The sequence below is a fragment of the Ruegeria sp. BC1 genome, assembly GCF_056539305.1.
Genome location: NZ_JBQFUT010000005.1, coordinates 125669 through 137462, shown reverse-complemented (window position 1 = coordinate 137462; position 11794 = coordinate 125669). Strand labels below are relative to the sequence as shown.

8 protein-coding genes are annotated in these 11794 nt (G+C 56.9%); 3 read left to right on the top strand and 5 right to left on the bottom strand.

Going from position 1 to position 11794, the window contains the following annotated elements:
- Positions 1-8: 8 nt before the first annotated feature.
- The 3 genes from ACR0IY_RS12590 to ACR0IY_RS12580 all read left to right on the top strand — a co-directional run bounded on the left by ACR0IY_RS12590 (position 9) and on the right by ACR0IY_RS12580 (position 4766).
- Positions 9-1034 (top strand): trans-3-hydroxy-L-proline dehydratase, encoded by a 1026-nt coding sequence (locus ACR0IY_RS12590; RefSeq protein WP_480673760.1) that lies wholly within the window; start codon positions 9-11, stop codon positions 1032-1034.
- A gap of 125 nt (positions 1035-1159) precedes the next feature.
- Entirely contained in the window at positions 1160-2314 is a 1155-nt protein-coding gene (locus ACR0IY_RS12585) for a tetratricopeptide repeat protein (RefSeq protein WP_480673758.1), read from the top strand.
- Positions 2315-2552: 238 nt separating this feature from the next.
- A complete protein-coding gene (locus ACR0IY_RS12580) occupies positions 2553-4766 on the top strand; it encodes an NADP-dependent isocitrate dehydrogenase (RefSeq protein WP_480673757.1) in 2214 nt (737 codons plus the stop codon).
- A 276-nt stretch (positions 4767-5042) separates the two neighbouring features.
- Here the strand turns inward: ACR0IY_RS12580 and ACR0IY_RS12575 are convergent, their stop codons facing one another.
- The 5 genes from ACR0IY_RS12575 to ACR0IY_RS12555 form a co-directional block, all read right to left on the bottom strand.
- Complete coding sequence (locus ACR0IY_RS12575) at positions 5043-6149, bottom strand: peptidoglycan-binding protein LysM (protein WP_480673755.1); 1107 nt, start codon at positions 6147-6149, stop codon at positions 5043-5045.
- A 44-nt stretch (positions 6150-6193) separates the two neighbouring features.
- Positions 6194-7420 carry a peptidoglycan-binding protein LysM gene (locus ACR0IY_RS12570; protein ID WP_480673753.1) on the bottom strand — a complete coding sequence of 409 codons (1227 nt, stop codon included), beginning with the start codon at positions 7418-7420 and terminating at the stop codon, positions 6194-6196.
- Between the two features lie 21 nt (positions 7421-7441).
- Entirely contained in the window at positions 7442-8224 is a 783-nt protein-coding gene (locus ACR0IY_RS12565; RefSeq protein ID WP_480673751.1) for a PP2C family protein-serine/threonine phosphatase, read from the bottom strand.
- A gap of 3 nt (positions 8225-8227) precedes the next feature.
- Positions 8228-9247: an FHA domain-containing protein gene (locus ACR0IY_RS12560; protein WP_480673749.1), complete on the bottom strand. Its 1020-nt coding sequence runs from the start codon at positions 9245-9247 to the stop codon at positions 8228-8230.
- A gap of 208 nt (positions 9248-9455) precedes the next feature.
- Positions 9456-11594, bottom strand: coding sequence for a serine/threonine protein kinase (locus ACR0IY_RS12555; RefSeq protein WP_480673747.1), 2139 nt, complete (start codon positions 11592-11594; stop codon positions 9456-9458).
- Positions 11595-11794 lie beyond the last annotated feature (200 nt).

Below are 11794 nucleotides of genomic sequence, written 5' to 3'. Positions count from 1 at the left end.
GACAAGACATGCGCAGTATAAAGACCATCCACGTGATCTCGGCCCATGCAGAGGGCGAAGTCGGCGACGTTATCGTTGGAGGTATTCAGCCGCCACCCGGAGAAACCCTTTGGGAACAACGTTCGTTCATTGCGCAGGATGAGGTTCTGCGAAATTTCGTTTTGAACGAGCCCCGTGGCGGTGTGTTCCGGCATGTCAATCTGCTGGTGCCGCCCAAACACCCCGAGGCGGATGCCGCCTTCATCATCATGGAGCCCGAAGACACGCCGCCTATGTCCGGCTCAAACTCAATCTGTGTGTCCACCGTTTTGCTGGATGGCGGAATCATCGCCATGCAGGAACCTGAAACCCGAATAACGCTCGAGGCCCCGGGCGGGTTGGTGCATGTTCGCGCCGAGTGCCGCGATGGCAAAGCCGAGCGCATCTTCGTTCAGAATCTACCCAGCTTTGCCGACAAGATCACTGTACCCCTTGAGGTGCCAGGCATTGGTACCATTACCGTCGATACGGCCTATGGCGGCGACAGTTTTGTGGTAGTCGATGCTAAGTCACTGGGGTTTGATATCGTCCACAGCGAAGCGCGTGACATTGCGCGTATGGGCGTGACGATCACCAATGCGGCCAATGAGCAGCTTGGCTTTACTCATCCCGAAAATCCAGACTGGAACCACATTTCTTTCTGTGCCTTTTGCGGGCCGCTTTCAGCGACCGAAACCGGGCTGGCTGGTAAATCCGCCGTCGCTATTCAGCCGGGAAAGGTGGACCGCTCACCCACCGGAACAGCGGTGTCAGCCCGTATGGCGCTGATGGCGGCGAAGGGGCAATTAATGGTCGGACAGACATTCGAGGCGACCTCGATCATCGGCTCGCGCTTCACGGGTCAGATTGTCAAAGAAACCCATGTCGGAGACCGCCACGCCATCGTGCCCGAGATCAGCGGCCGCAGCTGGATCACCGGTACCCATCAGCACATGCTGGACCCGGATGACCCATGGCCGGGTGGCTATCGGTTAAGTGACACATGGGGTGTGTAATCAATCATAACGATTGTTCAAGTATCGTTTTAGCAACATCTACAGCAAGTTGAGGCGGAGGTTCCTTGAGTGACGGTGGAATATCACCACCTTAAGATGAGCACTTTTAATCGATAGGAGTGTCAATGCATATACGCCTTGCAGCCCTGATCATCGTTTTCGCCACTCTCATTCTTTCGTACAATTCTTCATCTGGAACCACCTCGAGCGACGCTCAATTGGTTTCGTCATGTGTGGGCAACAAGGGCGGGACGCCTCACGTGGTTGCCGCCTGTACAACCCTGCTGAAGGCCGAAGATATCACCCCGGCACAACAAAGCCGCCTGTTGCGGGCGCGTGGTTGGGCATATTACTGCGGAAAACAGTATGAAGACGCGATTTCGGATTATAATGAGGCCTTAGCACTGCGGCCTGATGATGCGAAATCGATTTTGAATCGCGCACTGGCTCTGGACGCGATGGGAGACAGTCGGGCGGCAGAGGCTGATTACTCCAAAGTGCTGCAGATCAATCCTGACAGCATTTATGCTTTGTACAGCAAGGCCAAATTCGATCAGCGGCACTCAAATCTCGCTGCAGCGATTCAGGGTTATGAAAGGGTTCTGGAAATCGATCCGGGTTACAAAGGCGTCGTATTTCAATTGGTTGATGCGTATTTCGATCAGGATGGTATCGACGGTGCCAATCAGTTCCTAAAGCGGGCGCAAGAACGGTGGCCCAATGAGAAATGGGTGTATTTCGCGCAAATTATCCATGATCTGATAAATACCGGCGATCCAGAAAGCGCCCTTGAGGCGGCGGGGCATTATGCGAGGCTGGAACCCGGAGTAATGCACGAGGCGTTTATGCCCGCTTTGATTCACATGAAAATCGGAGACGAAGATAAAGGCATCGACTTTGTTCAGAAATTTGCCGACCGGACGGTTCAACAAGGCCTGGCCGGTTCAAGTTTCTTCAAAAGATGGTACCGAATAACCTCGAACTGGATGGTCTACGGCCAAAACGAAGAATGGCTTATCCGTTGCAGGACCTATGCAACGTTGGGCCGAACAGATTTGGCCAAAGCCGAGATTGACGCGTTTCTTGAAGAAACAGGGCAAAACGGTCGAAAAATCATGTTGATCATAATTCGCGGCGAAGTCTCTATCTCCGAAGAGGCTCAGTCTGGCTCGACCGAGGATTTGGAGGATGCGATCGTACGATATCTCGACCATCTCGCGAACACGAGCGATTTTCAGGATTTAGGGCCTCCGGAACGGGCTCGGGCGGCATATGAATAAGTGTTGACGAGTGGCCGGGCGCGTGGCGTTTGCTGCACTCTTGCATGTTTCATCTGGCCCGTGTCAATTTGCGCCCCCTCTAAACGATTGATCCCAAGCCCAACCTCATTTATGGGAAGCCCTGTCAAATCAGAGTCACCGTTGGGGCGGTAGGTTAAACACAGCCCCTTACACGCCACGCAGAAGTGGCACACTCTTGGATCGCACGCCCCGAAAGGCTTAAAAAAGGTAAAAGAATATGGCAGATAAATCGAACTTCGACATATTGTATACCATTGTAGACGAAGCGCCCGAGCTGGCCAGCGCATCGTTCCTGCCCATCATTCGCAAATTCGCTTCGGCAGCGGGTGTTAGTGTTGGAACCAAAGATATTTCGCTGGCAGGCCGTATTCTTGCAACATTCCCGGAAAACCTGACCGACGCGCAACGCATCACCGACGATCTGGCCGCTTTGGGTGAGCTGGTTAAGACGCCCGAGGCCAACGTGATCAAACTGCCGAACATCTCGGCCTCGGTGCCGCAGTTGGTCGCTGCCATCGAAGAACTTCAATCGCAGGGCTACAATATCCCGAACTACCCCGATGAGCCCTCGACCGACGAAGAAAAGGCGATCCGCGCGCGGTATGATGCCATCAAGGGATCAGCAGTGAACCCGGTTCTGCGTGAAGGCAATAGTGATCGCCGCGCTGCGCGCGCCGTGAAAAACTATGCTCAGAAGAACCCGCATTCGATGGGTGAGTGGTCGGCAGACAGCAAGACCAAAGTTTCGTCCATGCCGGGTAATGATTTCTACGCCAACGAGAAATCTGCCACGATCACCGCTGCGCAAGCCGGCGATGCCAAGATCGAATTTGTCGGCAAGGACGGCAGCGTTACGGTCTTGAAGGACGCTTGGCCGCTGGCCGAAGGCACCGTCGCCGACGCAACCTTTATGTCTGCCAAAGCGCTTGAGGCGTTTCTGGGCGAACAGATCTCCGAGACCAAGGCTGACGGCGTCATGTTCTCGTTGCATCTGAAAGCGACGATGATGAAGGTCAGCGACCCGATCATCTTTGGTCATGCTGTCCGCGCGTGGCTCGCCCCGGTGTTCGAGAAATTCGGTGATGAACTGGAAGCACTTGGTGTGAACCCAAACTCGGGCTTGGGCGATTTGCTGGATCGCGTAAAAGACAATGCTGAGATTGTGGCCGCCATCGATGCAATCAAGGGCGATCGCCCGTCCATGTACATGGTCGACTCGGATCGTGGCATTACCAACCTGCACGTGCCGTCGGATGTGATCATCGACGCCTCGATGCCCGCTGTTATCCGCGCAGGCGGTAAAGGCTGGGACGAGACCGGCTCCAAGGGTGACACCAATTGTGTGATCCCGGACCGTTGCTATGCAACCGTCTATGACGAGACCATCAAGTTCTTCAAAGCCAATGGCGCGCTCAATCCGGCCACAGCCGGGGCCGTGGCTAACGTAGGCCTGATGGCGCAGAAGGCCGAGGAATACGGCTCACACCCGACCACGTTCGAAGCACCTGCTGATGGGACTATCCGTATTGTGCTGGCAAACGGAGAGACGCTGCACAGCCATGAGGTCGAAAAGGGCGACATCTGGCGCGCCTGCACCGTCAAGAAAGCTCCGATCGAAAACTGGATTCAGCTGGCAATGGACCGTCAGCGCCTGACCGGATCCGAGGCGATTTTCTGGCTGGATGCCAACCGTGCCCATGACGCCGAGCTGATCAAATACGTCAGACCGGCACTTGAGGCCGCCGGCGTCGCGGACAAGTTCCTGATCATGGCCCCGCGTGAAGCGACCCGACAAACGCTAGAGACCATCACGGCCGGCAAGGACTCGATCGCCATCACCGGCAACGTGCTGCGCGATTATCTAACAGACCTTTTCCCGATCCTGGAACTGGGTACGTCAGCCAAGATGCTGTCCATCGTCAAGTTGATGAATGGTGGTGGGCTGTTTGAAACCGGTGCGGGTGGATCCGCCCCGAAACACGTGCAGCAGCTGGTCGAGGAAAGCCACCTGCGTTGGGATTCGATGGGTGAGTTCTGCGCCTTGGGTGAATCGCTGAACTTCCTCGCTGACAGCAAAGGCAACGCCAAGGCGGGTGTTCTGGGTGCTGCGGCCGAAACTGCAACGCAGGGCATTCTGGACAACAACCGCTCGCCCAGCCGCAAGGTTGGTCAGCCCGACAACCGTGACAGCCACTATTGGTTTGCACGCTATTGGGCCGAGGCCCTGGCCGCGCAATCTGATGATGCAGAGTTGGCGGCTGAGTTTGCACCCATCGCCAAAGAGCTGGCCGCTAAAGAAGAGCAGATTCTGTCCGAACTGGCCGCCGCACAGGGCGCTCCTGCCGATCTGGGCGGGTACTATCATACCGACCCGGCCAAGGCGGCGGCGGTGATGCGTCCCAGCGCAACCCTGAACGCGATCATCGGCTGAGCATCAAAAAAGCCACGCTGATAGGCGCGGCTTTTTATTCAGCGACAGCAAACCCTTAAAAGAAAAAAGGACCAGCCCCCAAAGCTGGTCCTTTTTTGAGTGAGTGGCAAGGCTACGCCTCACCGGTACAGTTCCCCACACAATATCAGCTGAATATCCGCGCGATATTAGGGAATTCCCGTAGCCCGTCAGAGCCCGCACAGATAATTCCAACTTCATGGCAAAAAAAGGGCCGATCCTAAGACCGGCCCCGAAAATTCCAGATGAACCAAGAGGTCAGTTCGACGCTGCGTTCAGTTTTTCGTTCTGCTCGCGCAGCGTGTCCGAGATGATCGCGTACCATTCGCCGGATTCACGCATTTCATTCAAACCTTTATTCATCATCGCGATGTATTCGCGTGCGAAGGGATTGGTACGGTGGGCGAGGAAGCTCATGGAAGAAAGCGTTGAAACATAGGGGTTTTCGACAATGTCAGCCGAGGTTAGTCCCATGTCTTTCTTGGTCGCTGCAAACAGTTCTACTTCGAACGCTGCAACATCTGCAGTGCCGGTCAAAACAGCATCTAGACACTCGCGGGCCGAGTTGGGTTGAACCACTGTCGTATTTTCACGGTTCAGGCCAACTTCCTCAAGTACAACCATGCTCCAGCCTGCCATACGGCAGATGGTTGCGCCTTCAAAGTCTGCAAACGTCGTTGCGTTTACGTACTCGCTTTCTGGTAGCGTGAAAAAGCCGCCTACGACGTCATACACCGGAACAGAGGCGACAAACTGGGAGCAGCGGGCTTCAGTTTCTTCCGACCATTGATAGGTGCGGTTGGTACAGTCAGGCACAGTCCAAGCGATAGAGATGTCAAACGCACCAAGGGGCAGCAGAGTATCTAGGTGCGAGCTCCAGTCATCCACGAAGCTGACCGAAAAATCACGCTGGTTGCCTGCCCGTTGAAGGCTGGTGGTTGCAAGTCGAGTCATTGCTCCGCCGCCGCTGAGAGATTCGCTGGTAAAGGGTTCCCAACCATTGCCCGCAACCAGTTTGATCGGTGGAGCGTAGACGTTCGAGCGTTTAACACTTGCCGCGCGCTGTTCTTCGGCCGCGATGAGTTCCTGCGCGGACTGACCATTGGGCAGGCTTCCGTCTTCACATGGCAGGGCCAGAACCAGCCCCGGATCCAGCGCGTTCGGGTTGGTGATGACGTTGCGGTTGGCGTTGAAGATCGGCTGGTAGTTCGAGGTGCCATAGGCCGCGATGGCAATGGTGGCCATCGTGTCACCGTCCTGGACGGTGTAGTTGCTGCAAGCTTCCTGTGCGGCGGCGGCACCGGCGCTCAGGGCTGTGACGGCGGTGGCCGACATCACGACTTTCTTCAGGTTGGTATTAAACATGTCCACTTCCTCCAGACTTATTTGTTGTCAGGCCTGCTCGGGCCTTAGCCATTTTCCATTTGGTGACGCAGGGCGGTCGACACGATGTCACGCCATTCGCCGGATTGCTGCATGATCGCCAGACCCTGATTGAGCGTCTCGAGGATCGCTTCCCCATCCGGGTTGTCTTTGTGGGTCATGACGTTAAGCGACTTGATCGCCGCCAGGTTGGGGTTTTCGACAATGCGGTGCTCGTATCCCAGCCGGGCAATGGCTTCGACAGCGAGGTGGGCTTCGATCGCGACGATGTCGGCGGTCCCGTCCATTACCGCGTGAAAGCATTCGTCCGGTGAGACCGGGCGCATCAGCGAAATCGCGGGCTCATACAGGCCAACCGCATCCATATGCGACAATGACCAACCTTCGGGGCGGCAGATTGTGGTGCCCGCGAAATCGGCATAAGTCAGGGTTTGCTCATAACCGGATCCCTCGCGGGCAAAGAACGTGTCCACAACCTCGTAGAACGGGTTTGAGAAGTTGTAGGCCTCACAACGTTCACGGTCCTTTTCAGACAGTGCACCGGCGTCTTCGCAATTCGGGCGAGACCACGGGAAGGTTGCGTCAAAGGCCAGCGTCGGCATCAGCAGGTCCAGATGCGAGGACCAGTCGTTGACGAACTGAATCTTGTAGGCTTGTTCCGGCGCGGCCCGCAGCATCGCTGTTTCTACCAGATTGGTATAAAGACCGCGATGAGGCAGATCCTCGTCCGTAAACGGCGCATAGTTGCCGCCGGTGATCAACAACAATTGACGGTCGCGGATTTCAGGACGTGCCGCGGTACCCGCATCGCGGATCAGGGCAGCGGCTTCGGTACGGGCGGCCTCAATCTCTTCCTTGGCTTCGGCTCGCGCAGCAATCACCGCGTCGTCGCTAGCCTTCTTGGCCTCGGCAATCGCTTGGGCGGCGCGGTCTTCCGCAGCTTTGACCAATTCTGCCGCCATCTCGGCCGCCATCGCCTCTGCTTCGGTTTGCGGAGCAGCTGCACGGCCGATGTCTTCAAGGCAAGGCATGGTCAGCACATCGCCGACGCGGATCACGTTCGGGTTGTTGCCGATTACATCACGGTTGGCGTCAAAAATGATGCGGAAATCTTCGGTCGAGTAGACCGCGATGGTCAGTTCCCGCAGGCTGTCGCCGGGCTGGATTTCGTAGGTCGAGCACGCCTCTTGCGCCGAGGCTGTTCCGGCCGCGGCAGCAAGTGCGAGGCCGGATATGAACAGATGGGGTCTCATGGTCCTGTATCTTTGCCTTGGTTAGTTTCTTGAGAGTTTCACAATGCCGATCGAAGCATTGTCCTGATCCGGGTCGCCCTTGGTCCGAAGCGCCTGTAACAGCGCATGGGCAATGTCTTGCGCCAGAGCATGCGCATTGTTCTGCAGAATGGACTGGATCTCTGCATCGCTGAGGTATTGCAGCCCGTCGCTGCCCAGGATCAGGATGTCCGATGGGGTCAGCGTCAGAGGTTCTTCCGGGCAATCTACTTGGGGGATCGTCGCGCCCATGATCACTGATGTCAGCTGATTGCGGTCGGGGTGAACCCGCGCCTCGGCCTCGGTCAGCGTGCCTGTGGCGACCTGCGCATCAAGCATCGGGGCCAGAGAGTGATCTTCGTTGATCTGCCTCAGAACGCCCTCGCGGAACAGGTACAAAGGGCTGTCGCCGATCGAGATCCAGAACACACGCTGGCTCAACAATAACACGCCCAGCAGGGTTGATCCCATGTTCAGGCCGCCGTTTTCCTCGCAATGATTGGCGATGGAAGCATTGGCCTGCATGGCTGCCAACGGTAAAGCGTCAATCAAAGTGGCCTCGGACGGAGCTGCCCCTTCAAGTTCGGTATCCAGCGCATCGCGCCAGGCGTCGATCACCAGTTTTGAGGCAACCTCACCTGCCGCGTGCCCGCCCATGCCATCCGCGATCACCGCGTAACCTGCATCGGCTGCATCAAATGTGCGCGCTGCGACCGCGTCTTCCTGCGTGTCGCGCTGACCCTGATCGAGGATCAGCGCGATATCATATGCCGGGTTCGCCAGCATCTATCAGGCATCCCGCCAGTCAAAGCCATCGTCACAGAAGGCGGCGAAACGGATCGAGGTTTCGCTGATCCGGATCAGATCGCCACTGGAAAGCGCGACAGTGCTGAGCACGGGTTTACCGTTCAGTCGCACCAGATTAGCCTTGCCGCCGTGCCCCAGGTAACATTTGCGATCTTCGGGGTCATACGCGATCACTGCGTGATTGCTGCGGGAAATGCCGGTGTCACCGAAGTCCAGTTGAATGGCCTGATCGTCATTGCGGCCAATTTGCATCAACCCTTCGGTCAGAGTGATGCAGGAGCCACGGCCCGGACCGGTGGTTACGACCAGCCAGCCAACGGGGAAGGTCTCTTGGGCGGTTTCCGTCCTGGCAACCGGTTCTGCGCTGTCGATGAGTTCCTGCACATGGGTGTCCGCGCGCTCAAAGCCCAGGAATGTTGTTTTGACGCGTCCACGACGATCTGCAGGAGCGGTCGGTGCCGGTTCAACCGGCTCGGCCTGTGCCTCGGGCTGCGCTTCGGGCGTAGCTTCAACTTTGGCAATCGGCTCGGGCTGAGACGGCTCGGGCGTTTCTACGATAACTTCGACAACCGCTTCTTCTGGCTCGGCCTCGGCCTGAGTGGGTTCTTCCTCATCGGCTTCGTTTGCGATGTGCAGTGTTACAACAGGTTCTTCCGGTTCAGATTGCGCTTCGGGAGCCTCGAAGATGTTGTCCTGCGTTTCGGCCACCACCTCAGCGACTACACCTTCGTCACCGGCTTCAACCTTGGCTTCTTCTTCGCTTTCTGAAAACTCGGGCATTTCCTGCTCGGGAATCAGCTCGTCGGTTTCTTCATAGCTGTCCGAGGACATATTTCCACCAGCCAAGGCCGCGCGCAGTGCGTTGAAATCAGCAATCGGCTGAGGCTGCTCTGTTTCTGGTGCAGCGTCTTCTACAACCTCGACTACGGTTTCGGTCTCGGCTTCTTTGGTTTTGCCGGCACCTTCGAGAAGCCGGCTGAGAGGGCTTTTATATTTGAACATGGTGTCGACACCTTTGCTTATTGGCACAGGACATCCGTCCTATGGGGCTGCTACTCGCCTCTGCGCGCATCGGCACAACGGCACTAGTGAATTGGAAACCTGTACTCATTTATCCTCCGCGACGGGGCCGGTCCCCGTCAGGGTGGCGGATTTCCGGGCGCCACCCTCAATTCACACTGGCGGGAAGATCACATTCGAACCGGTCAGATTACTCCTGCGCTAACTGCATTACGGCCTCTGTCTCAGTGCCGTTGCGCGTGACGGTCAGACGGGCCTGAGATTTTTCGTCCGAGACCAAAGCCTCCAGCATGGCATCCAGGCTTTCCGGACCGGTGATGGCTATTCCTGTATGCGTCTCTGCGATCAGAACGTCCCCTTTGCGCAGACCGCCCGTTACATCGTTGGGGGCGTTGGCGACGACAGTTTCCCAGCTTTGGCCACCCGCATTGCGGGCCGTAAATCCATAGCCGTTTTCCAGCCCGATCATGCGAACAACGGGCAGCGCGAGCAATCCGTTCAGTGCGCGGGTTTTGCCCAGCGGGCGATACCGTGCGGTTACGCGGGTATAGCCGTCAGGATCAACCGCGAGATCATCCAGAACCTGAGCGGCAAAGCTCGCATTTTCGCGCACGGGCTTGCCATTCAGGGTGTAGATCGCAGCACCACGCTCAACCCATTCACCGATCACGGACATGTCCTGTGCGGGATCGACACCGGTCACTGCAATGATGTTGCCGGTCGATGCACGGCGTTTTGCGGTCTGGAATGGAATTTCCACATCCCAATGCGAAAAGGCAACTTGCGCTTCCGCGGGGGGTGCCGTGTCAACCGGTGCTGCGGGGGTGGTTTCGGCTGTCTGGGCTTGAACCTCTTCTGAGACAGCCGATGGGGCCTGTGTCTGCTCGACGGCCGCCTGTGTTGGCTCTGACTGCGCCGGGGCCGGGTCGGCCTGTTCTGGCGCGGGTTGCGTTTCTGCGACCTGAACGACGGGTTCCTCAGCCTGAGGTTCAGGTGCAGCCGTTTCTTCCGGTTCCGGCGTGGCCACCGGTGCCGTGGCAACCGCGACGTCCTGTTCCGGAGCGGTGGAGTTGCCGGACATCAGGAAATAACCGCCCGCCGCCAGACCGGCGACAACAACGGCAATTCCGGCAATCACCTTGCCATTGCCGCCGGATCCACTTTTGACGACGGTATCCACGGCAACGGCGGGTTCTTCTTTTGGGGTGAACTTGGCCAGTTCATCCTCATCTTTGTCTTCATCGCCAAGTGCGAGATCCGCATTGCCTGCCAGCAAAGCCGTCACAACGGCCTCGGCATTTTCACTTTCGGCTTTGATCCGCGCCTTTTCAGCAGCTTCATCCTTGCGGTCCATGGCGACAATGACCGAGACCGGGCGGTAATCGAACGTATCGAACATGACGCCGGGTCCACGGAACATGCGCAACCAGTCAAGTGCGGTTTGCAGGCGGTCAGTGGCATGCACCTCCATCGCCTTGTCGATGGCTTCGAGGAAACCGTCGGGGTAGCCTTTGAAGCGCCCAGCCAGTGGCTCGTAAGGGTCATCCAGCCCGTTGTTGAAGGCGTTCAGACGCGTTTGGCCGTCAATTGGACGTTCGCCACTAATAGCGTGATAGAGCGTGGCAGCCAGCACATACAGATCACTGCTGGGCCCCTGATCGGCGCCACGGACGTAGAATTCATGCGGTGAGTATCCGTCTTTGATGACCCGCAGTGTCAACAGTGCCGCCGACTGGTTTGCTGCCTGCTCGCGAGCGGCACCAAAGTCAATCAGAACCGGGTCGCCGTTTTCATCGATCAGGATGTTGTCGGGCGAGATGTCACGGTGGAGCATGCCGCTTTGGTGGATGAACGATACTGCCGACAGCATCTTTTCAGTGACCTGAACGATGAAATCCGGATCAGATTTGTTTTCCGGATTTTCGACATAGTCCAGAAGATCGCAACCTTGGATGAAATCCATTGCGATATATGCGGTGTTGTTGTCTTCGAACACCTGATGGACATCGACGATATTGGGGTGCACCAAGCGCGCGTGATTGCGGGCCTCCTGGATAAACAGGTCGATGATTGCGCGCAGATCGTCTTTGTGGCCGGGATCGGCGGGTTCGACCAGATCACTATTGCGCTGACACAGAGCGCCCGGAAAACACTCTTTGATCACAACGTCGCGCTCCAGGCTGTCGCGCGCCAGATAGGTGATTCCGAATCCGCCATTGCTGAGGAAACGCAGGATTTCATACTGCCCGCGCAACAGTTTGGCGCCGGGTTGAAGTCCTTCAATTTTTGGTTCGTCGTGCGATGCACCGACAGCCTGGTTGTGGCTCATTTCTTTCCGCCCGTTCTAATCGTTTTGCGGTTTCTAGTAACTGGGCCAATCGCCCGCGAACTCACAACCAAACACAACCGCAGGACACTTGAGACGGTTAGACGTTTCAAATTTGACTTTATTGGGGCCGCCTCATGGCTTCACTAAGGATCGTTCTGGGCGAAAGACAATATAGTGTTGGTGGAGAATTGAACTATACA

Bases quoted from the DNA above. Each gene is read 5' to 3' on its own strand.
- ACR0IY_RS12565 (WP_480673751.1), bottom strand. From the start codon at position 8,224: ATGCTGGCGAACCCGGCATATGATATCGCGCTGATCCTCGATCAGGGT.
- ACR0IY_RS12555 (WP_480673747.1), bottom strand. From the start codon at position 11,594: ATGAGCCACAACCAGGCTGTCGGTGCATCGCACGACGAACCAAAAATT.
- ACR0IY_RS12580 (WP_480673757.1), top strand. From the start codon at position 2,553: ATGGCAGATAAATCGAACTTCGACATATTGTATACCATTGTAGACGAA.
- ACR0IY_RS12590 (WP_480673760.1), top strand. From the start codon at position 9: ATGCGCAGTATAAAGACCATCCACGTGATCTCGGCCCATGCAGAGGGC.
- ACR0IY_RS12585 (WP_480673758.1), top strand. From the start codon at position 1,160: ATGCATATACGCCTTGCAGCCCTGATCATCGTTTTCGCCACTCTCATT.
- ACR0IY_RS12560 (WP_480673749.1), bottom strand. From the start codon at position 9,247: ATGTTCAAATATAAAAGCCCTCTCAGCCGGCTTCTCGAAGGTGCCGGC.
- ACR0IY_RS12575 (WP_480673755.1), bottom strand. From the start codon at position 6,149: ATGTTTAATACCAACCTGAAGAAAGTCGTGATGTCGGCCACCGCCGTC.
- ACR0IY_RS12570 (WP_480673753.1), bottom strand. From the start codon at position 7,420: ATGAGACCCCATCTGTTCATATCCGGCCTCGCACTTGCTGCCGCGGCC.